Origin of the sequence: Dickeya sp. MK7, from assembly GCF_000406305.1 — a bacterium.
GTDB classification, from domain to species: domain Bacteria; phylum Pseudomonadota; class Gammaproteobacteria; order Enterobacterales; family Enterobacteriaceae; genus Dickeya; species Dickeya fangzhongdai.
The window spans coordinates 3,791,307-3,816,181 of sequence record NZ_CM001984.1; the positions used below are offsets into that span (position 1 = coordinate 3,791,307).

General features: G+C 61.2%; 25 protein-coding genes. 9 read left to right on the forward strand and 16 right to left on the reverse strand.

Annotation, left to right across the window (positions count from 1 at the left end; translation table 11 throughout):
• The first annotated feature begins 99 nt into the window (after positions 1-99).
• Entirely contained in the window at positions 100-825 is a 726-nt protein-coding gene (gene dpaA, locus DXXMK7_RS16420; RefSeq protein WP_038920007.1) for a peptidoglycan meso-diaminopimelic acid protein amidase, read from the forward strand.
• Here the strand turns inward: dpaA and DXXMK7_RS16425 are convergent.
• Together DXXMK7_RS16425 and lpcA are read right to left on the reverse strand one after the other, a co-directional pair.
• On the reverse strand, positions 796-1,563 hold the full coding sequence (locus tag DXXMK7_RS16425; protein WP_038666330.1) for a class II glutamine amidotransferase: 768 nt from the start codon (positions 1,561-1,563) through the stop codon (positions 796-798). The genes dpaA and DXXMK7_RS16425 overlap by 30 nt on opposite strands.
• A gap of 61 nt (positions 1,564-1,624) precedes the next feature.
• Positions 1,625-2,206, reverse strand: coding sequence for a D-sedoheptulose 7-phosphate isomerase (gene lpcA / locus DXXMK7_RS16430; protein ID WP_022634611.1), 582 nt, complete (start codon positions 2,204-2,206; stop codon positions 1,625-1,627).
• Between the two features lie 345 nt (positions 2,207-2,551).
• Here lpcA and fadE point away from each other — a divergent pair, with 345 nt between their 5' ends.
• Positions 2,552-4,996, forward strand: a complete 2,445-nt coding sequence (gene fadE / locus DXXMK7_RS16435) for an acyl-CoA dehydrogenase FadE (RefSeq protein ID WP_038920008.1) — start codon at positions 2,552-2,554, stop codon at positions 4,994-4,996.
• Positions 4,997-5,059: 63 nt separating this feature from the next.
• On the opposite strand, the gene mtnK is transcribed toward fadE, so the two are convergent.
• Positions 5,060-6,262, reverse strand: coding sequence for an S-methyl-5-thioribose kinase (gene mtnK, locus DXXMK7_RS16440; RefSeq protein WP_038920009.1), 1,203 nt, complete (start codon positions 6,260-6,262; stop codon positions 5,060-5,062).
• A 146-nt stretch (positions 6,263-6,408) separates the two neighbouring features.
• Here mtnK and mtnA point away from each other — a divergent pair, with 146 nt between their 5' ends.
• Complete coding sequence (gene mtnA / locus DXXMK7_RS16445) at positions 6,409-7,440, forward strand: S-methyl-5-thioribose-1-phosphate isomerase (protein WP_038920010.1); 1,032 nt, start codon at positions 6,409-6,411, stop codon at positions 7,438-7,440.
• A gap of 61 nt (positions 7,441-7,501) precedes the next feature.
• Here mtnA and DXXMK7_RS16450 read toward each other — a convergent pair whose 3' ends face one another.
• Genes DXXMK7_RS16450 through DXXMK7_RS16460 form a run of 3 tightly spaced genes read right to left on the reverse strand, consistent with a single transcriptional unit; the run spans position 7,502 to position 9,362 of the window.
• Positions 7,502-8,044: an acireductone dioxygenase gene (locus tag DXXMK7_RS16450; protein WP_038920011.1), complete on the reverse strand. Its 543-nt coding sequence runs from the start codon at positions 8,042-8,044 to the stop codon at positions 7,502-7,504.
• Positions 8,045-8,058: 14 nt separating this feature from the next.
• Positions 8,059-8,751 (reverse strand): acireductone synthase, encoded by a 693-nt coding sequence (mtnC, locus tag DXXMK7_RS16455; RefSeq protein ID WP_038920012.1) that lies wholly within the window; start codon positions 8,749-8,751, stop codon positions 8,059-8,061.
• A complete protein-coding gene (locus DXXMK7_RS16460; protein ID WP_038920013.1) occupies positions 8,748-9,362 on the reverse strand; it encodes a methylthioribulose 1-phosphate dehydratase in 615 nt (204 codons plus the stop codon). The genes mtnC and DXXMK7_RS16460 overlap by 4 nt, the downstream gene beginning before the upstream one ends.
• Before the next feature lie 189 nt (positions 9,363-9,551).
• Between DXXMK7_RS16460 and DXXMK7_RS16465 the strand changes: the two genes are divergently transcribed.
• Both DXXMK7_RS16465 and DXXMK7_RS16470 read left to right on the forward strand, forming a co-directional pair.
• A complete protein-coding gene (locus DXXMK7_RS16465; protein WP_038920014.1) occupies positions 9,552-10,709 on the forward strand; it encodes a pyridoxal phosphate-dependent aminotransferase in 1,158 nt (385 codons plus the stop codon).
• The gene (locus DXXMK7_RS16470) at positions 10,697-11,464 is read left to right on the forward strand and encodes an amidohydrolase (RefSeq protein ID WP_038920015.1); all 768 of its coding nucleotides are present in this window, start codon (positions 10,697-10,699) and stop codon (positions 11,462-11,464) included. Before DXXMK7_RS16465 ends, DXXMK7_RS16470 begins: the two co-directional genes overlap by 13 nt.
• 452 nt (positions 11,465-11,916) lie before the next feature.
• Here the strand turns inward: DXXMK7_RS16470 and hpxK are convergent, their stop codons facing one another.
• The 7 genes from hpxK to DXXMK7_RS16505 all read right to left on the reverse strand — a co-directional run bounded on the left by hpxK (position 11,917) and on the right by DXXMK7_RS16505 (position 18,435).
• Positions 11,917-13,182 (reverse strand): allantoate amidohydrolase, encoded by a 1,266-nt coding sequence (gene hpxK / locus DXXMK7_RS16475; protein WP_038920016.1) that lies wholly within the window; start codon positions 13,180-13,182, stop codon positions 11,917-11,919.
• Positions 13,179-14,423 (reverse strand): alanine--glyoxylate aminotransferase family protein, encoded by a 1,245-nt coding sequence (locus DXXMK7_RS16480; RefSeq protein ID WP_038920017.1) that lies wholly within the window; start codon positions 14,421-14,423, stop codon positions 13,179-13,181. Before DXXMK7_RS16480 ends, hpxK begins: the two co-directional genes overlap by 4 nt.
• 62 nt (positions 14,424-14,485) lie before the next feature.
• Positions 14,486-15,217, reverse strand: coding sequence for an amino acid ABC transporter ATP-binding protein (locus DXXMK7_RS16485; RefSeq protein ID WP_033570587.1), 732 nt, complete (start codon positions 15,215-15,217; stop codon positions 14,486-14,488).
• Positions 15,198-15,854 carry an amino acid ABC transporter permease gene (locus DXXMK7_RS16490; RefSeq protein WP_038920018.1) on the reverse strand — a complete coding sequence of 219 codons (657 nt, stop codon included), beginning with the start codon at positions 15,852-15,854 and terminating at the stop codon, positions 15,198-15,200. The genes DXXMK7_RS16485 and DXXMK7_RS16490 overlap by 20 nt, the downstream gene beginning before the upstream one ends.
• Positions 15,854-16,519: an amino acid ABC transporter permease gene (locus DXXMK7_RS16495; RefSeq protein ID WP_038666293.1), complete on the reverse strand. Its 666-nt coding sequence runs from the start codon at positions 16,517-16,519 to the stop codon at positions 15,854-15,856. Before DXXMK7_RS16495 ends, DXXMK7_RS16490 begins: the two co-directional genes overlap by 1 nt.
• Positions 16,520-16,528: 9 nt before the next feature.
• Complete coding sequence (locus DXXMK7_RS16500; RefSeq protein WP_084682751.1) at positions 16,529-17,320, reverse strand: transporter substrate-binding domain-containing protein; 792 nt, start codon at positions 17,318-17,320, stop codon at positions 16,529-16,531.
• Between the two features lie 275 nt (positions 17,321-17,595).
• Positions 17,596-18,435 carry a MurR/RpiR family transcriptional regulator gene (locus DXXMK7_RS16505; protein ID WP_038920019.1) on the reverse strand — a complete coding sequence of 280 codons (840 nt, stop codon included), beginning with the start codon at positions 18,433-18,435 and terminating at the stop codon, positions 17,596-17,598.
• Between the two features lie 161 nt (positions 18,436-18,596).
• Here DXXMK7_RS16505 and DXXMK7_RS16510 point away from each other — a divergent pair, with 161 nt between their 5' ends.
• From DXXMK7_RS16510 to hpxZ, 4 genes are read left to right on the forward strand one after another with little or no spacing between them, the layout of a single operon-like run.
• On the forward strand, positions 18,597-20,186 hold the full coding sequence (locus DXXMK7_RS16510; RefSeq protein ID WP_038920020.1) for a gamma-glutamyltransferase family protein: 1,590 nt from the start codon (positions 18,597-18,599) through the stop codon (positions 20,184-20,186).
• 44 nt (positions 20,187-20,230) lie between these two features.
• Positions 20,231-20,428, forward strand: a complete 198-nt coding sequence (gene hpxX, locus DXXMK7_RS16515; protein WP_038666285.1) for an oxalurate catabolism protein HpxX — start codon at positions 20,231-20,233, stop codon at positions 20,426-20,428.
• Entirely contained in the window at positions 20,425-21,837 is a 1,413-nt protein-coding gene (locus tag DXXMK7_RS16520; RefSeq protein ID WP_038920022.1) for an AtzE family amidohydrolase, read from the forward strand. Before hpxX ends, DXXMK7_RS16520 begins: the two co-directional genes overlap by 4 nt.
• Entirely contained in the window at positions 21,834-22,214 is a 381-nt protein-coding gene (gene hpxZ, locus DXXMK7_RS16525; protein ID WP_038920023.1) for an oxalurate catabolism protein HpxZ, read from the forward strand. The genes DXXMK7_RS16520 and hpxZ overlap by 4 nt, the downstream gene beginning before the upstream one ends.
• 54 nt (positions 22,215-22,268) lie before the next feature.
• Here hpxZ and puuE read toward each other — a convergent pair whose 3' ends face one another.
• From puuE to DXXMK7_RS16540, 3 genes are read right to left on the reverse strand one after another with little or no spacing between them, the layout of a single operon-like run.
• On the reverse strand, positions 22,269-23,216 hold the full coding sequence (puuE, locus tag DXXMK7_RS16530) for an allantoinase PuuE (RefSeq protein WP_038920024.1): 948 nt from the start codon (positions 23,214-23,216) through the stop codon (positions 22,269-22,271).
• Positions 23,217-23,261: 45 nt separating this feature from the next.
• Positions 23,262-23,999, reverse strand: coding sequence for an allantoin racemase (gene hpxA, locus DXXMK7_RS16535; RefSeq protein ID WP_038920025.1), 738 nt, complete (start codon positions 23,997-23,999; stop codon positions 23,262-23,264).
• Positions 23,996-24,739: a GntR family transcriptional regulator gene (locus DXXMK7_RS16540; RefSeq protein ID WP_038920026.1), complete on the reverse strand. Its 744-nt coding sequence runs from the start codon at positions 24,737-24,739 to the stop codon at positions 23,996-23,998. Before DXXMK7_RS16540 ends, hpxA begins: the two co-directional genes overlap by 4 nt.
• Between the last annotated feature and the right edge of the window lie 136 nt (positions 24,740-24,875).

Consider the following 24,875-nt stretch of genomic DNA (forward strand, 5'->3'; position numbering starts at 1 on the left):
ATTCGATTTACCGGACAATACGCTCGCGTGTTGGACAACGCACCGGCAACTTGAAGTATGACGGGTATAAAATAACAGCTCCAATAATCAGGATTAACAATGCACAAAGTCGCGCTTTCGCTTGCGATGTTGTTTATTTTGCCTTCCGTCGCCATCAGCAACAGTTACGCCAATCAGGTGTCGCCGGCGACGACAGAAATGAAACAGCAGGTGGCAGGATCACCGGTTTATATTCAGATCTTCAAGGAAGAACGGGTACTGGAGCTTTACACCAGAACAGGCGACGAGTACAAGCTGGTGCAGAGTTACCCGATCTGTAAATATTCCGGCGGCCTCGGCCCCAAAATGACCGAGGGCGATTTTAAAAGTCCGGAAGGGTTTTATCAGGTTGATCTGAAGCAACTGAAACCCGACAGCCATTATTATCGCGCCATCAACGTCGGCTTCCCGAACGAGTACGATCGCGCGCACGGCTATTCCGGCCGTTACCTGATGATCCACGGCGAGTGCGTGTCTATCGGCTGCTATGCCATGACCAACAAATATATCGAAGAGATTTACACTTACGTGGAGAAAGCGCTGCGCAACGGGCAGCAGAAAGTGGAGCTGGCGATTTACCCGTTCCGCATGAACGAGCAGAACATGAAGCGCCACAGCCGCTCCAGCTACTACAAATTCTGGAGTCAGCTGCAGCCGGGTTACGCCTACTTCAACCGGACCCACCAGCCGCCGGCGGTGTCGGTGCTCAACGGGCAGTACGTGGTTAACCAGTCCGCGCCCGTCGGTCAGCCTGAGTCAAATTACACGCTCGCCAAAACAAAATAACACGAACTCGCCTGGCGCAATCGGGTGCCAGGTTTCGTTGCCGGTCAACGGCTGAGTCGCCAGCACCGTGACCACATCGTTGGGTGTGGTCTGCTGCTGGAAGTCGATTTCCACATCATCATCCAGCAAGGTCGCCTTGCCAAACGGCGCCCGCCGGGTGATCCAGTGCAATTTGGTCGAACTGAACCCCATCACGAACTGCCCATCCGACAGCAGCATATTGAACACGCCTTTTTTACGCAGTTGATCCGCCAGCGTGGCGATGTAACGGAATACCGCCGGCCAGTTGGACGGCGTGCGTGGATAACGCAGCGACAGCTGATACAGCAGCCAGCAAAAGGCGTATTCGCTGTCGGTTTCTCCGACCGGACGAAAATGGCCGGTTTTCAGACGGCGATACCCTTTGAGCTGGCCGTTATGGGCAAAGGTCCAGTTTCGGCCCCATAGCTCGCGGGTAAACGGGTGGGTGTTTTCCAGCGCCACCGCGCCGCGGTTAGCCTGGCGGATGTGAGACACCACCGCGCAGGACTTGATGGGATAGTTCTGCACCAGTTCGGCAATCGGCGAGTTGAAGCTGGGCAGCGGGTCTTTGAAGGTACGGCAGCCGTTGCCTTCGTAGAAGGTAATTCCCCAACCATCGCGGTGCGGCCCGGTACGGCCGCCCCGCTGCATCAGGCCGGTAAAACTGAAACAGATATCCGTTGGGACGTTGGCGCTCATCCCAAGCAGTTCACACATGTCCGATTCCTTTAATTAACGGCGTCTGATCCTTGTAGCTGCTGTGTGCGATGACCGGCGATCAGTTGCCGGCCATTTCCTTTTCAATCAATTGAATCAGAATATGGATCGCCTTGATGTGCACTTCCTGAATGCGGTCGGCGTAACCAAAGTGCGGCACGCGAATTTCCACATCCGCGGTGCCCGCCATCTTGCCGCCGTCTTTACCGGTCAGCGTAATCACTTTCATACGCTTGGCGCGTGCGGCGCTGATCGCTTTGATGATGTTGCCGGAATTGCCGGAGGTGGAGATGCCGAGCAGTACGTCCCCTTCACGCCCCAGCGATTCCACATAGCGGGAGAACACGAAGTCATAGCCGAAATCGTTGCTGACGCAGGACAGGTGGCTCGGGTCGGAAATGGCGATAGCCGGATAACCGGGGCGGTTTTCGCGATAACGGCCGGTCAGTTCTTCCGCGAAATGCATGGCATCACAGTGAGAGCCGCCGTTGCCGCAGGAGATCACCTTTCCACCCGCCTTAAAGGCATCCGCCAGCAAAACGGCCGCATCCTGAATCGCCTGAATATTGGCATCATCACTTAAAAATGTGTTCAGCGTGGACGCCGCCTCTTTCAGCTCATTACGGATTAAGTCCTGGTACATGGAATCCTCTCATTCAATGACATCATGATATTTAGGCTGTGCCCCTTGATGATGCACGAGCCGCGGCAGCGCAATGTAGTCAGGCTGCGCCGGCGATACCCGGCATGAAGGGACATAACCTGTGCTGCCGTGCAGTGTAGCGGATCGCCCAAACCACGAGAAGCAGACAATTGCCAAACGGCGGCATCGCGCGTCAGCGGTGTCGTTCGGATGTGACTTTGTGAGTCAAGTTGTAATTGCGTTGTAAAAGAATTGATAAAAACATTTCACTGAACTAAAACCACATTATACCAACAGGTCAGACCACCAAGCGTGAACTGATTATACGGACTGGAGAATAAAACCATGGTTGCAGTCAGTGTCCTGATCGTTTTGATGCTTATCGGCGCCCTGTTCTACCACCGGCTGTCGCTGTGGCTGAGCAGTGCGTTGATTGTACTTTGGGTCGTCGCTATGGCGGCGCTGAATCTGTGGTCGGCCTGGCTGCTGATTCCGCTGGGCTTGTTGCTCTTGCCGCTGCTGGCGACGCCGCTGCGGCAACGGTTTCTCTCCGCACCGGCGCTGACGGCGTTCCGGCGCGTGATGCCGCCCATGTCCAAAACGGAAAAAGAAGCCATTGACGCCGGCACCACCTGGTGGGAAGGCGAACTGTTTCGCGGCGCGCCCGACTGGCATACCCTGCACGCCTATCCCCGCCCGGCGTTGACGCCGGAAGAACAGGCGTTTCTGGACGGGCCGGTGGAAGAAGCTTGCCGTCTGGCGAATGACTTTGAAATCACCCACGAACGCGCCGACCTGCCGCCGGTGCTGTGGGAGTTCCTGAAACAGCATCGTTTCTTCGCGCTGATCATCAAAAAAGAGTACGGCGGACTGGAGTTTTCCGCTTACGCCCAGGCGATGGTGCTGCAAAAACTGGCCGGGGTATCCAGCATTCTGGCGATCACCGTCGGGGTGCCCAACTCGCTCGGCCCCGGAGAGCTGCTGCAGCACTACGGCACCGACGAACAGAAGGATCACTACCTGCCGCGGCTGGCGCGCGGCGACGAAATCCCCTGTTTCGCGTTGACCAGCCCGGAAGCCGGGTCCGACGCCAGCGCCATCCCTGATTTGGGGGTGGTGTGCTACGGCCAGTGGCAAGGCCAGCAGATGCTGGGGATGCGGCTAACCTGGAACAAACGCTACATTACGCTGGCTCCCGTCGCCACCGTGTTGGGTCTGGCGTTCCGTTTGTACGACCCAGACCATTTGCTGGGCGACCGCGACGACATCGGCATCACCTGCGCGCTGATCCCCACCCGTACCGAAGGCGTGAAAATCGGCCGCCGTCACTTTCCGATTAATATCCCGTTCCAGAACGGCCCGACGCAGGGCGAAAACATTTTTGTTCCGCTGGACTACATCATCGGCGGGCCGCAGATGGCGGGCCAGGGCTGGCGTATGCTGATGGAATGTCTGTCGGTCGGTCGCGGTATCACCTTGCCGTCCAACGCCACCGGCGGTCTGAAAAGCGTGGCGCTGGCGACCGGCGCTTACGCCCGCATCCGCCGCCAGTTCAAACTGCCGATCGGCAAAATGGAAGGCATTGAAGAGCCGCTGGCCCGCATGGCCGGCAACGCTTACGTGATGGACGCCGCCGCTACGCTTATCACCAGCGGCATCATGCAAGGCGCACGGCCGTCGGTGCTGTCCGCCATCGTCAAATATCACTGCACCCATCGAGGTCAGCGCGGCATCATCGACGCGATGGACGTCACCGGCGGCAAAGGCATCTGCCTTGGTCCGTCCAACTTTGTCGCCCGTCACTATCAGGGCGCGCCGATCGCCATCACCGTCGAAGGCGCCAATATCCTGACCCGCAGCATGATCATCTTCGGACAAGGCGCCATCCGCTGCCATCCATACGTGCTGAAAGAGATGGGCGCGGCGCAGGACAACGACCTGAAAGCCTTTGACCGGGCGCTGTTCGGCCACCTGGGACATATCGGCGGCAATATCATGCGCAGCCTGTGGCTGGGTTTGACCAACGGGCGCACCAGCCGCGCGCCGGTCAGCGACGCCACCCGCCGTTACTATCAGCGTCTGAACCGGCTGAGCGCCAATCTGGCGCTGCTGGCGGATGTGTCGATGAGTGTGCTGGGCGGCAGCCTGAAACGCCGCGAGCGCCTTTCCGCCCGGCTGGGCGACGTACTGAGTCAACTGTATCTGGCGTCCGCCACGCTAAAACGCTACGACGAGGAAGGCCGTCAGCAGGCCGATCTGCCGCTGGTGCACTGGGGCGTGCAGGATTGTCTGCATCAGGCGGAACAGGCGATGACCGAGCTACTGCGTAATTTCCCCAACCGGCTGGTAGCCGGGCTGCTGCGGGCGGTCATCTTCCCGCTGGGCCGTACCAGCCCGGCACCCACCGACCAGTTGGACCATCAACTGGCGCGGCTGTTGCAGGCGCCGTCGGCGACCCGCAGCCGACTGGGGCGCGGTCTGTACCTGAAAGCAGGGGCTCACCACCCGGCCGCGCAGTTGGAGCAATCGTTGCAGGATATTCTGGCTGCCGAGCCGATCCATCAACGGCTGTCGCAGTCGGCTGGTTACCCGTTGCCTTTCATGCAACTGGATAAACTGGCGGAACATGGGCTGGCGGAAGGGGTGATTACGCCGGAAGAAGCCAGCGTATTGATGCAGGCGGAAGCCAGTCGGCTGCGTTCCATCAACGTTGACGACTTCGCACCGGACGCGCTGAGCGCGCACAAGGCGGCGGCAGAGCGACGACTGCCTGCCGATACGGCCGCCTGAAACAATAACGGCGCCTTTCCTGTCTGCACAGAGGCGCCATTTTTCTGCTATGCGCTATCCGAATCAGGCGCCGCTTTGACGCACTCGTGCCAGTAAAGCCTCCGGGCCGTCGATGTGCGCGGCGGCCAGAATCAGCGTCTTGCCAAGCTGAATGGCATGACGCTGGCAGGATTGACGGGCGGCGTCATCGGCAATGGTATCGAGGTCAGCGACATGCGCCAGCCCGATGGTGCGACGAATCAGTTCGGTGCCGCAATACCCCACCGTATCCTGCCACACCTGCTGCAGGAATCGCTCAACGTAGCCTTCCACCGCCAGCGCCGGATCCCGGCTCTTCTCGCGGCCTAATGCCGCAAAACGGCTGGCGAAGGTCTGCCACAGCGTCACGATATCCTCCAGACGCCGTTCGCGTGCGGCGCTAGCCTCGCGCGGCGGCAGCAATCCCGGCAGCCCGCAGTAGTTCAGCAGCAGGTTGCCCAGCGCCGTACCGATATCAAACCCAATCGGGCCGTAGAAACCGAACTCGGCGTCGATCACTTTCAGGCGGTTTTCCGCCACGAAAATCGAGCCGCTGTGAATATCGCCGTGCAGCAGCGTTTCCGCTTTGCTCAGAAAGGCATGCTTGAGCGCGGCGACGGCGCATTTCAGCGGCTGATCATCGCGTAACGCCAGCACATCAGGCAGTAGCGCCGGGTCAAACTGGTTGCGTTCATGATCGATGTAGGGATCGGTGAAAAACAGATCTTCGGTGATCTGGCACAGTTCCGGGTTGGTAAAACGACTCACCGCCGCCTTCTTATCATGGGGCGACTGGTAGAAATCCGTGTGGTGGAATAGCGCTTGCGCCAGGTATTCCCCCAGTTGCGCCGCCGCCTGCGGATAGTCACGCCCTTTCACCAGTTCACGCCGCCAGATTTCATGGTCAGACAGATCTTCCTGCACCATCACCGCCAGTTCCGGATCATGATGCAGCACCGTTACCGTGTGCGGCGGGCAATACTGCGCGTGCGCCAGCAGCGTTTCCGCTTCGATGCGGGCGCGATCCAGCGTCAGCGGCCAGGATTCGCCGACGCACCGGACATACGGCAACGCCTGCTTGACGATCACCCGGCTAACGCCCTGCGTATCACGAATCTTGAACACCAGATTCAGGTTACCGTCGCCGATTTCATCGGCGGTAACCAACGACTGCGGATCGGTAACCCCGCCATACTGACGGGCGTACTGCACGGCATCGTCCGCGTTAAAAGTACGGTAAAGCGACATGACCCACCTCATTGATGTGCGTTTGTGTTTGCTGTTATGCGCGCCCTACTTTTAGACATAAAAGCGTTTGGACGTCTATACTTCTGTATCGCATATTGGCAGAATAAGAATCCTGATGCAATAACGCAACACGGATTTAACCACCCATGCAGACCGTTAACACCACCAGCCTCAACGTCGTTGATAATCAGCTCTGGATCCTTGATCAACAGGCGTTGCCGCAGGAAAAAATCTGGTGCCCTTGCCCGGATACCGATGCGTTGGTCGACCATATCCGCACCCTGCGGGTACGCGGCGCGCCGCTGATCGGGCTGTCAGCCAGCCTGCTGCTGGCGCTGCTGGCGGAGCAGGGTCTGCCGCGGCCGCAGCTGGCGCAGGCGCTGGATACGTTGCGCGCTTCCCGCCCGACCGCCGTCAACCTGATGAACAACCTGGATCGCATGAAGCAGGCGCTGGCCGCCGATGATTTCATCAGCGCCATGACGCAGGAAGCGCTGCGGCTGATTGAGGAAGATAAAGCGCTGTGCGAGCGTATTGCCAACAACGGCGCCGCGCTGGTGAAACCGGGTAGTCGCCTGTTGACCCACTGCAACACCGGTGGGCTGGCGACGGCGGGCGTCGGCACCGCGATTGGCGTCATACTGCGCGCTCACCAGCAGGGCAAGGTGGAAAACGTCTGGGTGGATGAAACCCGTCCGCTGCTGCAGGGCGGCCGCCTGACCGCCTGGGAGCTGGGCGAACTGGGGATTCCGTATCATCTGATCTGCGACTCGATGGCCGCCTCGCTGATGGCGCAGGGCCGGGTCGACGCCATCTGGGTCGGTGCGGATCGCATCGCCGCCAACGGCGACGTCGCCAACAAGATCGGCACTTACAGCCTGGCGGTGCTGGCGCACTACCACGGTATTCCGTTTTACGTCGCCGCGCCGCATACCACCCATGATCCGCACTGCCCGGACGGCAATGCCATTCCGATCGAGCAGCGCGTCGCCAGCGAAGTCACCGGCGTGTCCGGCAGTTTTGGTCAGTGTCAGTGGGCGCCGCATAACGCGCCGGTTTACAACCCGGCGTTCGACGTCACGCCGGCAGCGCTTATCAGCGGCTGGGTTCTGGATTGCGGCGTGATCACCCCGGAACACGTACGCAACGGCGTTTTTCAGCGCTCGCTGGCTGGATGAGAGTAAAGGAATAGGAACCAAAAGCCGTGTCTGGCACAGGCAGACACGGCTTAATGCGGGGTTACGCCAGTTTCGGATAGGCATCGGCGATGGCATCGCCGGTGAAGTGGGCAATCCAACCATCCGGATTGTCGAACAGGCGAATGGCGGTGAAATGCGGCTCGGATCCCATGTCGAACCAGTGCGGAATACCGGCGGGCACCGACAGCAGGTCATTCTTTTCGCACAGGATCTGGAAAATCCGGCCGTCTACGTGCAGGCAAAACAGCCCGGCGCCTTCGACAAAGAAACGCACTTCATCTTCGCCGTGGGTGTGTTCCGACAGAAACTTGGTGCGCAGCGCCGCTTTCTGCGGGTTGTCGGCACGCATGCTGATTACATCCCAGCTCTGGTAACCTTTTTCCGCCACCAGTTTGTCAATCTCATGCTGATAGGCGGACAGCACCTCTTCGGCGGCGGGACTGGCGCTCAGTTCACGATCCGCCTGCCAGCGTTCAAAACGCACATTGATGGCGCTCAGTTGCTGTTTGATCGCCTCCGCATCGCGGCTTTGCCAGACCGGCTCACGGGCATCCGTATCGCTGAAAATGGTTAAAGCACTCATGACGGGTTCTCCTGTTAGTTGGCCTGATAGGCATTCAGATCGATCTGATCAAAACGGTTTACCTGACGATGACGGCTGTCGGTATCCGCGTCGTCACGGATCAACTGGCAGGTATGCCAGCCCGCCTGTTCGGCGGCGTCCAGTTCCTGACGAATATCGGACAGGAACAGCAACGCACCGGCGGGCAACCCGATAGCGCGAGCGATGTTCTGGTACGACGCCGTCTCGCGCTTGGCGCCGACGCGGGTGTCGAAATAGTCGCTGAACAGCGGCCGCAAATCGCCGGCGTCGCTGTGACCAAACAACAGATGCTGTGCTTCCACCGAACCGGACGAGTAGACATACAGCGCGATGCCCTGCTCGCGCCAGCCGCGCAGTTGCGGCGCTACGTCGTCATAAACATGGCCGCGAAAATCGCCGTTACGGTAGCCGCTGCGCCAGATGATGCCCTGTAACAACTTCAGCGCCGGCGATTTACGATCTTCATCCATAAACTGGTTGAGTGCGGCCAGCAGTTGCGCGGGCGAAGCGTCCGGCTGCCCCAGCTCCTGACGCAGCACCGTCAGCGCGCCCGTAATCTCCGGGTCACGGTCCGCCTGCGCCACCGCATCGGCCAGCCTTGCACGGGCGTACGGGAACAGCACGTTGTGGACAAAGCGAATATCGCTGGTGGTGCCTTCAATATCGGTGACAATCGCTTTGATCATTTAGCCTCCAGTAAACGTCGTTGCAGTTCGCACTGGAACAGGAATTCCAGCCCTTCCAGATGACGACGAGCCTCTTTAACGTCATTGCCCCAGCAATAAAGGCCGTGCCCGCGCACCAGAAAACCGTAGCGCAGCGGCGCCGCCTCATGACGGGCCGCCACCCGCTCCGCCAACGCCGGAATATCCTGCTCGTTGTCGAAAATCGGGATCGCCACCTGATCCAGATGGGTACGCTGACCGCTCAGCGATTTCTGCATTTCATACCCTTGCAGCACCAGCGCGTCGCTTTTTTCCACCCGCGACAATACCGTGGCGTTGACCGAATGGGTATGCAACACCGCGCCTGTTGCCGGAAATAAGCGATAGAGCAGCGTATGCAGCCCGGTCTCCGCCGATGGCGTACGGCCGCTCGGCACATGATTAGTGGCGATATCGACCAGCAGAAAATCGTCTTCGCGCAGGCTGCCTTTATCCTTGCCGGATTCGGTAATCAGACACTGCCGTTCATCAAGGCGAACGGACATGTTGCCGCCCGTCGCCGGACACCAGCCTTTCTCGCCGATCCAGTGGCAGGCCGCCACCAGCGCGGCCAGTTGTGAAGTATCACTCATAAATCATCCTGTACAGGTGAAGCTGTCATGCAATTGTCAAACCAATTAATTAGTCTGCTTATCATTTTTGGTTATGGCTTAGAGAATTATGGAATTTAGCCGTTTAAACGTCCAAGCGTCTTGATTGCCAAATACTAGCATCCTGTATATAGTGGCAGCAATACAGGCTTGCAGGAGTCCTTTTCAGCCATGAGCGCCGCACTGATCCCCGACAGTAAACTCCCTTCCCTCGGCACCACCATTTTTACCCAGATGAGCGCGTTGGCGCAGCAGCATCGGGCGATCAACCTGTCGCAAGGCTTCCCGGATTTTGACGGCCCGGACTACCTGAAACAGCGTCTGGCTTATCACGTCAGTCAGGGCGCCAATCAGTACGCGCCGATGACCGGCGTAGCGCCGCTGCGCCAGGCGATTGCGGAAAAGACCGCGACGCTGTATGGCTGGCAGCCGGACGCCGATAGCGAGGTCACGGTCACCGCCGGCGCCACCGAGGCGTTGTTCGCCGCCATCAGCGCGCTGGTGCGGCCCGGCGACGAAGTTGTCTGCTTCGATCCCAGCTACGACAGTTACGTCCCGGCGGTGCAACTGGCCGGCGGCGTACTGAAGCGGATCGCCCTGCAGCCGCCGGCGTTTCGCGTCGACTGGGCCGCTTTCGGCGCTTTGCTGAGCGATCGCACCCGGCTGGTGATCGTCAACACGCCGCACAATCCATCCGCCACCGTCTGGCAGCAGGAGGATTTCCGCCAGCTCTGGCAGGCCATCGCCAGTCGCCACATCTATGTGCTGAGCGATGAAGTGTACGAGCACATTTGTTTCGCCGCCGACGGGCACGCCAGCGTACTGGCGCATCCGGAACTGCGCCAGCGGGCGATTGCCGTGTCCTCCTTCGGCAAAACCTACCACATGACCGGCTGGAAAGTGGGTTATTGCGTTGCGCCGGCGGCGCTCAGCGCCGAGGTGCGCAAGGTTCATCAGTACCTGACGTTTTCCGTCAATACGCCGGCGCAGTTGGCGATTGCCGATATGCTGCAACACCAGCCGCAGCACTGGCGCGAACTGCCCGACTTCTATCGCGCCAAACGCGACCGGTTCGTTAACGCGCTGGCCGCCAGCCGGCTGGATATTCTGCCCTGCGAAGGCACCTACTTCCTGCTGGCGGACTACCGCGCCATTTCCAGCCAGGATGACGTCAGTTTCTGCCGCTGGCTGACCGAGCACGTCGGCGTGGCGGCGATTCCGCTGTCCGTTTTCTGCGCAGCCCCCTTCCCTCATACGCTGATTCGGTTATGCTTTGCCAAACAGGAATCAACCCTGGATGCTGCCGCGGAGCGCTTATGTCAACTTTAAAGGTCACCCTGTTACAACAACCGCTGGTCTGGATGGACGGCCCCGCCAACCTTAGCCATTTCGACGGTCTGTTAGGCGAGATTACCGACCGCGATCTGATCGTGCTGCCGGAAATGTTCACCACCGGTTTCGCGATGGAAGCGGCCAAAAACAGTCTGGAACAGTCGGTGGTGGAAGCCTGGCTGAAACAGTGGGCGCAGCGCAGCAATGCGCTGGTGGGCGGCAGCGTGGCGGTGCAAACCGGCAAAGGCGCGGTCAACCGCTTTCTGTTGGCCGACCCGCAGGGTCGGGTGTACCAGTACGACAAGCGCCACCTGTTCCGCATGGCGGGCGAGCACGAGTATTACCAGTCCGGCCAGACGCGGGAAATCGTGGAGTGGCGCGGCTGGCGTATTCTGCCGCTGATCTGCTACGACCTGCGTTTCCCGGTGTGGTCCCGCAACCGTCAGGATTACGATCTGGCGTTGTACGTCGCCAACTGGCCGGCGCCGCGCGCGCTGCACTGGAAAACGCTGCTGGCGGCGCGGGCGATTGAAAATCAGGCTTATGTGGCAGGCTGCAACCGCGTCGGCATCGACGGCAACGGCCACAGCTATCAGGGCGACAGCCTGATTATCGACGCACAGGGCGCGATTCTGGCTTCCGCGCCGGAACATCAACCCGCGCGTCTTGACGCCGAACTGTCGCTGGAAACGCTGCAAAGCTACCGTGAAGCCTTCCCCGCCTGGCGCGACGCCGATAAGTTCAGTGTGTGATATCAAGAGTCAAGAGCGCTTTGGATTCAGACTGCTAACAAACGCATTAAATACAGGACAAAGCATCTTTCCGGCGTCAAAAACTGCGCTGAGGTGGGCGGCTTCGCCGGGTGAGCGACAGGACGTCGCGAAAGCCCGTGCCGTGTTGGACAAAAACGTCGGGAGCGTTTTTGAACAGCGTTTACGCTGGCCCGTAGGGCGAGCCCCAGGGATGGGGCGAGTAATCACGTCACGGGCGGCCCGAACCGCGAAGTCGAACGCCGAAGGTAGCGCGTAGCGCCGCAGTTTAGCCACCAGCCAGTGGTCAAGGAGAGGTGGCGCTTGCACCTCTCCTTGTCGTGCGTGCAATGAAGCAGCAAAGAAATTACACCGTTTATCCCGCACGAAATTATTCCCTGCCCCAACAAACTTCACCATTCACAAGACAATATAGCTGTTTGTCAACAGCCTCATTATCGGTATCCCAACACCGTCAGCAGCAGCGCCTGCACCGCCAGCGCTACATCGTCCGTCAGCACCGACTCGTCAGGATGGTGGCTGACACCGCCCTTGCAACGCATAAACAGCATCCCTACCGGCCAGCATTCGGCGATGGCGATGGCGTCATGGCCGGCGCCGCTCGGCAGATGCAAATTATCGCCCTGCACCTGCGTCACCGCAGCGGACAGCCGCTGTTGCAGATCGTCGTCGCAACGAGTAGCGGCGATGCGGTAATACTCTTCGGCGCTGAAAGCGCAGCCGCGCTGCATGGCGATGTCGTGCGCCAGCGTCAGCAACCGTTGCAACAACGCATCCAGCGGTTTGTCGTCCGGGCCGCGGATATCCAGCGTCAGCCTGACTTCACCGGGAATCACGTTGGCGGCGCCCGGCAGGCACTGCAAGGTGCCGAAGGTCGCCACCAGATAGGGATCGCTGTCGCGCGTCACCTGCTCGGCCTGGGTCATCCACGCCGCCGCTGCCGCCAGCGCGTCCTGCCGCTGCGACATCGGCACCGTACCGGCATGGCCGGCATGACCGATAAAGGTGCAGTTCAGCCGCCGCGCGCCGTTGATCGCCGTCACCACGCCCAGCGCCAGCCCGGCCTGTTCCAGACACGGCCCCTGCTCGATGTGCAACTCCAGATAGGCCAGAATATCCGCTACCGGACGGGCCGCCTGTGCGATGGCGTCCGGATCCAGCCCGGCCTGCGCCAGCGCCTGCGCGACGGTAATGCCGTTGGCGTCCGGGCGCGACAGCCAGCCGTCGGGCCAGGTGCCGGTCAGTCCGCGACTGCCGAGCAGCGTAACGTCAAAGCGGGTGCCTTCCTCGTCGCCAAAACCGATCACCTCCAGCGCCACCGGCAAACGAACGCCACGCTGATTCAGAAATGACACGGTTTCAATCGCCGCCAGCACCCCCAGCATACCGTCGTAACGGCCGGCGTTGCGTACGGTGTCGAGGTGCGATCCCAGCAACAGCGCCGGCGCGCCCGGCGCACTGCCTTCATAGCGGCCGCAAATATTGCCGACGCTGTCCTGCCACACGCGCATGCCCGCTTCCCGCATCCACTCGCCCGCCTGCTGGTTGGCCTGCAGATGCTGGGGAGACAGATAAACCCGGGTAAGCTGGCCGGCGGTTTCACTGATGGCCGCCAGCCGATCGCAGCGCGCCATCACCCGGCGGGCAGCCGTCTGCGCGTCGAGGTCCGTCATTACGCTTTCCATCAGCACCTCGCTCATGCCGGCGCCCGTGCGGCGGCGTACACATCCCAGGCGGCCTGCAACGCCGCGCCCTGCGCGGAACGGAAGCCAAGGTGGTTCAATACCGCTTCCAGCGCGGTCAGCGTCTGCATCACGCAGTCTTTGCGGGCGTTGTAGCCCATGGTGCCGATGCGCCAGATCTTGCCCTGCAACGGCCCGAACGAGGTACCGATCTCAATGGCGAAATCCTCCAGCAGCAGCTTGCGCACCTGCTCGCCGTGGATCCCCTGCGGGATCACCACGCCCAGCACGTTGTTCATCTTGTTGGCGATATCGCCGTACGGCTGCAACCCCATGCCTTCGATGCCGGCCAGCAGCGCATTACCGTGCAACTGGTGGCGTGCGATACTGGCGTCCAGCCCCTCTTCCAGAATAACGCGGGCGCATTCGCGGGCGGCGAACAGCATGCTGGTGGCCTCGGTATGGTGGTTCAGCCGCTCCGGCCCCCAGTAATCCATGATCATGCCGAGGTCGAAGTAGTTGGAATAAATCATTTCGTCGTCGCCGTCCTGATGATCGACGGTGCGGATGCCCTGCTCCACGCATTTGCGCTGACGAATCACCGCCTCCATACGCGGGCTGAGGGTCACCGGCGAACTGCCGGACGGCCCGCCCAGGCATTTCTGCAACCCGGCGGAGACCGCATCCAGCCCCCAGGCGTCGGTTTCCAGCGGATTACCGCCGAACGACGCGGTGGCATCGGTGTAAAACAGCACGTCATGACGACGGCAGATAGCGCCCAGCTCCGCCAGCGGCTGCAACATGGTGGTGGAGGTATCGCCCTGCACGGTAAGCAGCAGACGCGGTTTCACCCGTTTAATGGCGTCTTCGATCTGGTCCGGCGTGAACACCTCGCCCCACGGCGCTTCGATGGTGTGCACATCGGCGCGGCAGCGGCGGGCAATCTCGCACAGCAGATGGCCGAAGCGGCCGAACACCGGCACCAATACGCGATCGCCGGGGCGGATCGCCGAGACCAGAATCGCCTCGATACCGGCGCGGGATGTACCGTCCACCAGCATGGTCCAGCGGTTGTCGGTGCGGAACAGCTGGCGATACAACGCCATCACCTGATTCATGTACTCGGTCATCGCCGGGTCATACTGCCCGACCAGTTGGCTGGCCATCGCGCGCAGTACGCGCGGGTCGGCATTGATCGGGCCGGGCCCCATCAGCAGGCGATGGGGCGGATTGATCTGCGCAAACAGGTCGTTATGCATGTGATGAACTCCTGATGTCCTTGATAACATTAAAATCGTAATCGCTCATACGGCTCACGGCGTTACAGCCGCACCGAGGCGATAAACTGTTTCAGTTCAGCGGTCTGCGGGTTGGCGAACAGTTCATCGCCTTTGCCTTGTTCCCACACCTTGCCCTGATGCATGAACACCACCCGATCGCCGACCTCACGGGCAAAATTCATTTCGTGGGTGACCAGAATCAGCGTCATGCCTTCGGCCGCCAGCTGTTCCAGCACTTTCAGCACTTCGCCGACCAGTTCCGGGTCCAGCGCGGAGGTGATCTCGTCGCACAGCAGCACCTTCGGGTTCATCGCCAGCGCGCGGGCGATCGCCACGCGTTGTTGTTGGCCGCCGGACAGGCTGGACGGGTAGTAATCGATGCGCTCGCCCAGCCCGACTTTCTCCAGCATCTTCACGCCCAGTTCACGGCACTCGGCGGCGCTTTTACCCAGCACCAGTTTGGGCGCCAGCATCACGTTTTCCAGCGCGGTCATGTGCGGGAACAGGTTGAAGTTCTGAAAAATCATGCCGACCGAACGGCTAATTTCCCGCGCCTGCGAGTCGCGGTCGGTAATGGTCATGCCGCCGAGCTTGATGCTGCCGTCCTGATAGCCCTCCAGCCCGTTGATGCACCGCAGCAGGGTGCTTTTGCCGGAGCCGCTACGGCCGATGATGGAGATCACCTCGCCCACGTCGATATCCAGATCCACCCCTTTCAGCACGTGGTTCTGGCCGTAATATTTATGGACCTGATTAATGGTGATGAGCGGCATTGAATTTCTTCTCCAGATAACGGCTGTAGTACGACAGCGGGTAACACAGCAGGAAATAGCCCAGCGCCACCAGCCCGAACACCTTGAACGGCTGGAAGGTAACGTTATTGAGCATGGTGCCGGCCTTGGTCAGTTCGACGAAACCGATGATCGACGCCAGCGCGGTGCCCTTGATCACCTGCACCGAAAAGCCGACCGTCGGCGCGATGGCGATACGCATCGCCTGAGGGGCGATCACCCGGGTCAGCGTCTGCGTGAAGCTCATCCCCAGACAGCGGCAGGCTTCCCACTGTCCTTTCGGCAGCGCCTGCACGCTGCCGTGCCAGATATCCAGCAGAAACGCGCTGGTAAACAGCGTCAGCGCCAGCGCAGCGGCGGTCCACGGGCTGACGTCGATGCCGAACAATCCCAGCCCGAAAAACGCCAGAAACAGCTGCATCAGCAGCGGCGTGCCCTGAAACACATCGGCGTACAGCCGGGTCAGACGCAGCGGCCACGGACGTTTGGTCAGGCGCAGCAGCAGCAACGGCAGCGTGACCAGCACGCCGCCGAAAAACGCCGCCAGCGACAGCAGTACCGTCCAGCGCCCGGCCAGCAGCAGGTTGCGCACAATATCCCAGTCAGTAAACGTCATCATCAGCGCGGCGTCCCCAAAAAGCGTCGCCCGGCCAGCAACAGCAGCTGACGCATCAGCATCGACAGCGCCAGATAGCAGAGCGTGGTCACCAGATACACCTCGAAACTGAGGAAGGTCCGGGACTGAATTAAATTGGCGGCGAAGGTCAGCTCTTCGTACGACACCTGCGACACCACGGACGAACCGAGCATCACGATGATGCACTGGCTAACCAGCGCCGGATAAATCCGTTGCAGCGCGGGCGGCAGAATCACCCGTGTAAATGTCTGGGCGCGCGACAGCCCCAGCACCCGCGCGGCTTCCCACTGGCCTTTCGGCGTCACCTGGATGCCGGCGCGGATAATCTCCGTGCTGTAAGCCCCCAGATTGACCAGCATCGCCAGCAGGGCGGCCTGCCCGGCGGTGAGTTTGAGCCCCAGCCCCGGCAGACCGAACACGATGAAAAACAGTTGCACCACAAACGGCGTATTGCGGATCGCCTCGACGTACAGGCCCCACAGGCGGCTGACCACGGTCGGCTTACCGCTGCGCAATGCCGCGCCGCAGATGCCGATGGCGATCCCGCCGATCGTCGCCATCGTCGTCAGTTGCACGGTGACCCACAGGCCGGCCAATAACTCCGGCCAGTAAGGCCATAGCGCCGCGAAATGAAGCTGGTAGGTCATGGCTTATCCTTACGCGCCCAGATTGGCCGGCAGCGGCGCTTTCAGCCATTTCTCGGACAGGCCGTTGAGCGTGTTGTCCTTGACGGCTTTTTCAATCAGTTCGTTGATTTTCGCCTTCAGCGCCGGCTCGTCCTTCTTCAGGCCGATGTAACAGGGCGAGTCTTTCAGCATGAATTTCGCCACCGGCGCGTTGGCCGGGTTCTTCTCGGCAATCGCCGCCACCACCAGGTTGCCGGTGGCGATATATTGCACCTGACCGGACAGGTAGGCAGACAGCGTCGTGTTGTTGTCTTCGTAGCGCTTGATGTCGGCGGCCTTGGGCGCGATTTCGGTCAGCACCATGTCTTCCACCGCGCCGCGGGTCACGCCGACGGTTTTGCCCTGCAACGCCTCGGGCGCGCCGACAGCGGTGTCTTTCGGACCAAATACGCCGAGGAAGAACGGCGCATAGGCGCGGCTGAAATCGATCACTTTTTCACGTTCGGCGTTTTTACCCAGGCTGGAAATCACCAGATCCACCTTGTCGGTTTGCAGATAGGGCACGCGGTTGGCGCTGGTTACCGGCACCAGCTGCAACTTTAGTTTCATCTCACTGGCCAGATAGCGCGCCATGTCGATGTCATAGCCTTGCGGCTGCAGATCGGTGCCGACCGAGCCGAACGGCGGGAAATCCTGCGGCACGGCGACACGCAGCACGCTGCGTTTCTGGATATCCTGCAACTGATCCGCCATCGCCTGTCCGGCCTGAACCATCAACAGCGCTGCGCCAACTACCGCCAAAAAACGTTTTCCGATCTTCATTGCTGTGCCCCCGGTTAAGTTAGTTTGAAACCAAAGATTCTTCAATAAAAATATTGAAACCTTCGTTGCAGAAAGAAAAGCAAGATGCATGCCAGATATCACATCGCGACATCACCACTAATAGCAAAGGCAGAGACAGGCTGAGCAGCGCAAGCAACGCTATCGTTCAGTGAGCGAATGCGTCCGGACCCGCCGTCCGCAACGCACAATGACAGGGCATAAAAACGGGAAAGAGTTGCACCAAAAAAGAACAATCGCACCAGCGAGGCGCGCGTTTATCGCTGTTCCAGTTCGTCGAGTTGCAGGTAAAGGTCGGCAATATCGTGGATGCGCTGACGGCCCTCCGCCAGCATCTGATGCAGCAGCGCGTTGCTGATCAGGTTAACCAGACTCATGGCGCTGGCGTAGCTGTCAAAGGCCGATACGCTGTCCAGCGGCGCGGTCAACGCCCAGGAAGCCAGCGGCGGTAGCGTATGCGCCTGCGGTTCGCACAGCAACAACACCGGAATCTGCCGGGCGCGCAATTGCTGCAACAGCGGCAGGATCAGGCGCGGACGGCGGCGGAACGCCACCACCGCCACCACATCCCGTTCATCCAGATCCGCCAGCTCTTCCGCCAGTGTCTGGCCGGGTTGCGCCAGCAGCGGCACCTGCGGGCGGATTTGCAGCAATTGTTGGCGCAGGTGCAGCGCCACCGGGTAGCTGTTGCGCAGTCCGAGAACACAGACGCGCCGCGCCTGCTGCAACGCGGCGATCAGCGCGCCGAACTGCTGCGGATCGATCTGGTTGACCCACTGCGTCAGGTTAGCCATTTCCTGTTTGTAATGGCGCGCCAGCAGCGTGTTGCCCTGCACCGCGTCCCGGTTATCGGTCAGCGGCATACCGCTCTGGCGCAGGGTGCGCAGCTCATCGCGCATCTCCCGGTAGCTGGGGTAACCGAGGCGGCGGAACAGGCGGCTGACCGTGGCTTTGGACACGCCGCTCAGCCGCGCCAGTTCGGCGCTGTTATAGCTGATCAGGTCATCCAGATGATCGAAGATAAACTCCGCCACCCGCTGTTCCTGCGGCGACAATTCGCTGTACTGACTGCGCAGCCGTTCATCAATCTGTTTCATGCCTGTCTCTGCCATTTTTTTGAATCCTGTAACTTTTGTTTCATCCTTTCGGCGCTATGCTGAACATAGCATACAACCGTCGGTCGGCAGCAAGCAGAAAAGGTGGAACGGCTTTTGCTTAGCATCGACCACCCTACAGTCCAACAAGAGCCTTATCCCTCATGATGCAAAGCAATATCGCCCCGTCGGGCATGGCGGTCACGCCGCATCATCTTGCCAGCGCCAGCGCGCAACGTATTCTGCGCGCCGGGGGCAACGCTATCGAAGCGATGGTCGCCGCCGCGGCCGCGATTGCGGTGGTTTACCCGCATATGAACAGTCTGGGCGGCGATGGTTTCTGGCTGATTGTGCCGCCGCAGGGCAACCCGATTGCCATCGACGCCAGCGGCGCGGCCGGTTCGCTGGCGACCCGCGATCGGTACGCCGGCGCCAGCCGCATTCCACACCGCGGCCCAACGGCGGCGCTGACCGTAGCCGGCACCGTGGGCGGCTGGCAGGAAGCGCTGACGTATGCCGCCGAGCTGGATATTAGCCGCCCGTTGCCGCTCGCCAGCCTGCTGGAAGACGCCATCGGCTATGCCCGCAACGGCATTCCGGTCACCCAGTCGCAGGAAGACGCGCTGATCAGCCGTCATCACGAACTGAGCGATTTCGCCGAATTCTGCCGCGTGTTCATGCCGCAGGGCGCCATCCCGCGCACCGGCAGTCGTTTTACCCAGCCGGATCTGGCCGACACGCTGCAGCAACTGGCGCAGGACGGGCTGGACAGCTTTTACCGCGGCGCGCTGGCGGCGCGCATGACGGCACAAATGGCGGAGCTGGGTATGCCGGTCACCGCTGACGATCTGGCGAACTACCGTGCCCGACGCGCCACGCCGCTGGTGCTGAAACACAGCAAAGGCGAGGTGTTCAATCTGGCGCCGCCGACGCAGGGGCTGGTGTCGCTGGCGATTCTGGGCATCACCGACCGACTGGGGATGGCAGACCTCAGCGACAGCCAGACCATACACCGCGTGGTGGAAGCCACCAAGCTGGCTTTCAGGCTGCGCGACAAATACATCACCGACCCGAAACGGATTACGCAGGATATTCAGGCGCTGCTATCCGCCAGCCATCTGGATACGTTGAGCAAGCACGTCGACACCCGCTCCGCCGCGCCCTGGGGACAAGGCAAGGGTCCGGGCGACACCGTCTGGCTGGGCGTATGCGATCGCCACGGCCTGTCGGTGTCGTTTATCCAGAGCATCTATCACGAATTCGGCAGCGGCATGGTGTTGCCGGGCACCGGCGTGCTGTGGCAAAACCGCGGCGCTTCCTTCAGTCTGGATCCGGATCACCTGCTGGCGCTGGAACCGGGCAAGCAGCCGTTTCACACCCTTAATCCGGCGGCGGCGCGACTGTCTGACGGACGCACCATGGTCTACGGCTCGATGGGCGGCGATGGCCAGCCGCAGACGCAGGCGGCGTTGTTCATCCGCCACGTGATGCAGGGCGTGCCGCTGCAACAGGCGATTACCGCGCCGCGCTGGTTGCTGGGCCGCACCTGGGGCCAATCTTCCGACACGCTGAAACTGGAAGACCGCTTCACCCCGGCCACCGTCGAGGCGCTGCGCACGCTGGGCCACGACGTGGAACTGCTCACCGGATTTAGCGAAACCGTCGGCCATGCCGGCGCCATCGTCCGTCATGCCAACGGCATGCTGGAAGGTGCCAGCGACCCGCGCAGCAACGGCAGCGCCGCCGGATTTTAATCTCGCTACCTGGCTAATCTCACCCCCTGATAAGGTCTTTGCTCATGGAAAAAAAGGATATCGATCAGGACGCGCTGGCCGCGTACCTGCAACAGATGGAAACCCTGCTGCAACTGGAGCTGGATGATGCCCGTCGCCAGGAACTGCAGGTGCAATTCACACGCATCGCCGCGATGGCGCAGCCGCTGATGGCGTTCCCGCTGGACGAGCGCCAGGAAGTGGCGGGAGTGTACCGGCCATGAACCCAGCTCAACTGTCTATCCGCGCGCTACGGGCCGAATTGACGGGCGGTCACCTTTCCGCCACCGACATCGCCCGCGACACGCTGGCGCACATCGAACGGCGCAATCCGGCGGTCAACGCTTATACCGGCGTCACCGCGCAACGTATGCTGGCGGAAGCCGCCGACATCGACAGCAAGCGTCATCAGGGGAAGGCGCTGCCCGCGCTGGCGGCGGTCCCCTACGCGGTGAAGAACCTGTTTGACGTCGCCGGCGAAACCACGCTGGCCGGCGCCAGACTATTCAGCCAGCGCGCGCCGGCAACGCAGGACGCGTTTGCGGTGCGTCAGTTACAGTCCTGCGGCGCGCTGCTGTCCGGGCTGCTGAATATGGATGCTTACGCCTACGGTTTTACCACCGAAAACAGTCACTACGGCGCCACCCGCAATCCACACGATCTGACGCGTATCGCCGGCGGATCTTCCGGTGGATCGGCGGCGGCGGTGGCGGCTGGACTGGTGAATTTCTCGCTCGGCAGCGACACCAACGGGTCGATCCGCGTTCCCGCTTCGCTCTGCGGGATCTTCGGGCTGAAGCCCACCTTCGGCCGGCTGTCGCGTCACGGCACCCAGCCGTTTGTCGGCAGCCTCGATCATATCGGCCCGCTGACGCGCAGCGCTGAAGATCTGGCGCTGGTGTATGACGAGCTGCAAGGGTTCGATCCGGCGGATCGATTTCAGGCGATTCAACCGCTGCGCTCGACCGTACCGTCGCTGACGGACGAGACGCCGCTGCGCAGCCGGGTGCTGGGCGGTTACTTCGCGCAATGGTGCGATGAACAGGCCGCCGCCGCGGTACGACAGGTGGCGAATGCGTTAAACGCCGCTGATGACGTGGCGCTGGATAATGCCGCGCTGGCGCGTACGGCGGCGTTTATTCTCTCCGCCAGCGAAGGCGGCAACCAGTATCTGCCCGCCCTGCGCGCCACGCCGGATCTGTTTGAACCGCTCTCCCGCGAACGACTGCTGGCCGGGGCGATGATCCCCGCGGCCTGGTATGTGCAGGCGCAGCGTTTCCGCGATCATTTCCGCCGCGACATGCTGGCGCTGTTCGCCGATACCGATCTGCTGATCGCGCCGGCCACGCCATGCCCGGCAACGCTCATTGGTCAGGAAACCATGCGCATCAATCACACCGATTTGCCGATCCGCGCCAGCATGGGAATGCTGACCCAGCCGATTTCGTTCGTCGGCCTGCCGGTGGTGACGGTACCGCTGGCAACCGCCGGCGGGCTGCCGATCGGCGTACAGTTGATCGCCGCGCCGTGGCGGGAAGATGTCGCGCTGCGCGCCGCCTGGCGTCTGGAACAACAAGGCATTGCCCGGGTTTTACCGCCCGTATCTCTTCATTCACAAGGAGCTTCCGTATGACACCCGAGATCAATCTGCCTGACGTTCTGGCCGAGATCACCGCCGCGTTTTATCGTTATGAAAAGGCGCTCACCGGCAACGACATCGAGGTACTGGACGAGCTGTTCTGGCACGATGAACGCACCGTACGCTACGGCGCGTCGGAAAACCTGTACGGCATCGAACAGATCCGCGAGTTTCGCGCCGCTCGCCCGTCGGCCGGGCTGGATCGCCGGTTGCAAAACACGGTGATCACGAGCTACGGCCGCGATATGGCGGTCGCCAGCACCGAATTTCGTCGTGAAGGCAGTGAGAAAATCGGCCGCCAGATGCAAACCTGGCTGCGTACCGCGCAGGGCTGGCGTATTGTCGCCGCCCACGTCAGCCTGATGGCGTAACCCGATACGGCTTATCAGGCCGGCAGATTGCCGTATCAGGCCGGTGGCGCCTCATCACCCCTGATACGGATGTGCCCGATACCAGTGTTCGGCGATATCCTGACGGCGGCAAACCCACACCCGCTCGTGCTGCTGGATGTAATCGAGGAAGCGCTGCAACGCCCGGAAACGTCCCGGCCGCCCCAGCAGGCGGCAGTGCATGCCGATAGACATCATCTTCGGCGCCTCATCCCCTTCGGCATACAACACGTCAAAGCTGTCCTTCAGATAGCTGAAAAACTGCTCGCCGCTGTTGAAACCCTGTGGTGAGGCGAAGCGCATGTCGTTGGCGTCCAGCGTATAGGGAACGATCAGATGCGGCTGCACCCCGCCGTCCGCTCGCCGCACCGGCAGCCAGAATGGCAGGTCGTCGCCGTAGTAGTCGCTGTCGTACAGGAAACCGCCCTGCTCCAGCACCAGTTGCCGGGTGTGGGGGCTGTCGCGCCCGGTGTACCAGCCCAGCGGCGGCCGGCCGAACAATTCCGTGTGCACCGCGATCGCCTGTTGCAAATGCGCGCGCTCGGCGTCGATATCCATATTCTGGTAGTGAATCCAGCGCCAGCCGTGGCTGACCACGTCATAGTCCGCCGCCCTGATGGCCTCGACCACCGCCGGATTGCGCGCCAGCGCCATCGCTACGCCGAACACCGTCAGCGGCAGGCCGCGGCGCTGAAATTCCTGATGAATACGCCAGAAACCGGCGCGGGAACCGTACTCATAGAGCGAATCCATCGACATGTGCCGCGCCGGGTAGCTGGCCGCGCCGATGATATCGGACAGGAACTGCTCGGAACCGGCGTCGCCGTGCAGCACATGGTTTTCCGCCCCTTCTTCGTAATTGAGCACAAACTGCACCGCGATGCGCGCCTGTCCGGGCCAGCGGGCGTGCGGCGGTTTACCGGCATAGCCGATCAGGTCGCGCGGGTAGTCAGGGTCAGAGCCCCATTGCTGAGAGAGTATCATGGTTTCTTTCCTTATTGTGGTGACCGCAACGTCATACGCCGCCGATTAACGCAAAGCCCCGAAGGCGCCGGTCAACGGCTTGTCCAGCGGATAGTCAAGATCGCCGTGTTTACTGGTGGTCAGCCCCAGCCCGATCAACGACTCCACCATTTTCACCGCCGCGCCCACGCCGTCGATAACCGGGATCCCCAGTTCCTGCGTCAGCGCCTGCGCCAGATCGGCCATACCGCCGCAGCCAAGCACAATGGCGCCGGATCCATCCTGTCGCTTAGCTTGTATACACATTTCCCGCACCTTGTGCTGCGCCAGCCCCTGGCCGTCTTCCAGCGCCAGTACCGGCAGGTCGATGGCGTGCAGCGCGGCGCAGTGATGCTCGAAACCGTAACGCTGCAACAGATGACGGGCGATGATCAGCGTGCGCGGCAGCGTGGTGACGATGGAAAAGCGCGTCGCCACCAGCGTCGCCAGGTGCATCGCCGCTTCGGCGATGCCCACCACCGGCGCGCACGCCAGTTCCCGCGCCGCCAGCAGGCCGGGGTCGCCAAAACAGGCGATGACATGGCCGCTGACGCCCTGCTCGCGGCCCAGCCGAATCTGCTCCAGCACCCCGAGCGTCGCCACCGCTTCGTCAAAATGTCCTTCTATCGACGGCACGCCCTGCGACGGGCATACCGCCAGAATGTCGGTGCCGGGAGCAGCCACTCGCCGCGCCGCCTCGCCGATGGTTTCGGTCATCGCCAGGCTGGTGTTGGGGTTGATCACCTGAATTACGCATTGGCTCATTCGGCTTGCTCCTCTTTATTACGACCGAACGGCTTCAGATGGCTGAACAACCGCGAGAAATCCGGCGTGGTCGCGCCGTCGCCGTCAAAACGCAGGCTGGCGACGATATCGTCGAAATGTTGCTGCATGGCGCTGGTCAGCGCCGCCAGATCCCGGTTACGCAACAACGCCAGCAGATCGTGATGATCGTGACAGCGGCATCCCTGCTGCCAGGGCGCGCCGTAGGCGGCGATCACCAGCGACGATCGCAACGTCAGTTGCGACACCATGCTGGTCAGCACGCTGTTGCCGGAAATCGCCTGTAACTGGATGTGAAACGCCGCCGACAGGCGGATCGCCTCCGGCCCGTTGCGATCCTGATGCGCCTTCTCTTCCGCCGCCATCAGTTTCTCCAGCGCCGCCAGATGCGGCGGCTGGCAGTGCGCAATCACCGCGGGCAGGTTGGCGCACTCCATCAGGCTACGGGTCTGAAAGATCTCACGCGCTTCTTCTACCGTCGGCGTCGCCACCTGTGCACCACGTTTGGGCAACAGTGTGATCATTTGCACCGTCGCCAAACGCTGCAGCACTTTGCGGATCCCGGTACGGCTGACGCCGAACACCTCCGCCAGCGCCTCCTCCGGCAGGCGAGCGCCGGGCAACAATTGATGCTCGACGATCGCGTTTAACAGTGCCTGATAGATAACTTCATCTTTTTGCTCGAAAAATGTCTCATTTCCAAGACCGTAAATATCGCTCATCGGTTTCTTCCGTCATCACGTTCATCGCCAAATCGTACACACAAAATAAATTTATTGTATACAAAATTCACTGATCTGGCCCAAATCCTGCAACACCCCACTGCCTGATTTTTTCACCTTTATTTTTATCGTCACC

Bases quoted from the DNA above. Each gene is read 5' to 3' on its own strand.
- dpaA (WP_038920007.1), top strand. From the start codon at position 100: ATGCACAAAGTCGCGCTTTCGCTTGCGATGTTGTTTATTTTGCCTTCC.
- DXXMK7_RS16425 (WP_038666330.1), bottom strand. From the start codon at position 1,563: ATGTGTGAACTGCTTGGGATGAGCGCCAACGTCCCAACGGATATCTGT.
- lpcA (WP_022634611.1), bottom strand. From the start codon at position 2,206: ATGTACCAGGACTTAATCCGTAATGAGCTGAAAGAGGCGGCGTCCACG.
- fadE (WP_038920008.1), top strand. From the start codon at position 2,552: ATGGTTGCAGTCAGTGTCCTGATCGTTTTGATGCTTATCGGCGCCCTG.
- mtnK (WP_038920009.1), bottom strand. From the start codon at position 6,262: ATGTCGCTTTACCGTACTTTTAACGCGGACGATGCCGTGCAGTACGCC.
- mtnA (WP_038920010.1), top strand. From the start codon at position 6,409: ATGCAGACCGTTAACACCACCAGCCTCAACGTCGTTGATAATCAGCTC.
- DXXMK7_RS16450 (WP_038920011.1), bottom strand. From the start codon at position 8,044: ATGAGTGCTTTAACCATTTTCAGCGATACGGATGCCCGTGAGCCGGTC.
- mtnC (WP_038920012.1), bottom strand. From the start codon at position 8,751: ATGATCAAAGCGATTGTCACCGATATTGAAGGCACCACCAGCGATATT.
- DXXMK7_RS16460 (WP_038920013.1), bottom strand. From the start codon at position 9,362: ATGAGTGATACTTCACAACTGGCCGCGCTGGTGGCGGCCTGCCACTGG.
- DXXMK7_RS16465 (WP_038920014.1), top strand. From the start codon at position 9,552: ATGAGCGCCGCACTGATCCCCGACAGTAAACTCCCTTCCCTCGGCACC.
- DXXMK7_RS16470 (WP_038920015.1), top strand. From the start codon at position 10,697: ATGTCAACTTTAAAGGTCACCCTGTTACAACAACCGCTGGTCTGGATG.
- hpxK (WP_038920016.1), bottom strand. From the start codon at position 13,182: ATGAGCGAGGTGCTGATGGAAAGCGTAATGACGGACCTCGACGCGCAG.
- DXXMK7_RS16480 (WP_038920017.1), bottom strand. From the start codon at position 14,423: ATGCATAACGACCTGTTTGCGCAGATCAATCCGCCCCATCGCCTGCTG.
- DXXMK7_RS16485 (WP_033570587.1), bottom strand. From the start codon at position 15,217: ATGCCGCTCATCACCATTAATCAGGTCCATAAATATTACGGCCAGAAC.
- DXXMK7_RS16490 (WP_038920018.1), bottom strand. From the start codon at position 15,854: ATGATGACGTTTACTGACTGGGATATTGTGCGCAACCTGCTGCTGGCC.
- DXXMK7_RS16495 (WP_038666293.1), bottom strand. From the start codon at position 16,519: ATGACCTACCAGCTTCATTTCGCGGCGCTATGGCCTTACTGGCCGGAG.
- DXXMK7_RS16500 (WP_084682751.1), bottom strand. From the start codon at position 17,320: ATGAAGATCGGAAAACGTTTTTTGGCGGTAGTTGGCGCAGCGCTGTTG.
- DXXMK7_RS16505 (WP_038920019.1), bottom strand. From the start codon at position 18,435: ATGAAACAGATTGATGAACGGCTGCGCAGTCAGTACAGCGAATTGTCG.
- DXXMK7_RS16510 (WP_038920020.1), top strand. From the start codon at position 18,597: ATGATGCAAAGCAATATCGCCCCGTCGGGCATGGCGGTCACGCCGCAT.
- hpxX (WP_038666285.1), top strand. From the start codon at position 20,231: ATGGAAAAAAAGGATATCGATCAGGACGCGCTGGCCGCGTACCTGCAA.
- DXXMK7_RS16520 (WP_038920022.1), top strand. From the start codon at position 20,425: ATGAACCCAGCTCAACTGTCTATCCGCGCGCTACGGGCCGAATTGACG.
- hpxZ (WP_038920023.1), top strand. From the start codon at position 21,834: ATGACACCCGAGATCAATCTGCCTGACGTTCTGGCCGAGATCACCGCC.
- puuE (WP_038920024.1), bottom strand. From the start codon at position 23,216: ATGATACTCTCTCAGCAATGGGGCTCTGACCCTGACTACCCGCGCGAC.
- hpxA (WP_038920025.1), bottom strand. From the start codon at position 23,999: ATGAGCCAATGCGTAATTCAGGTGATCAACCCCAACACCAGCCTGGCG.
- DXXMK7_RS16540 (WP_038920026.1), bottom strand. From the start codon at position 24,739: ATGAGCGATATTTACGGTCTTGGAAATGAGACATTTTTCGAGCAAAAA.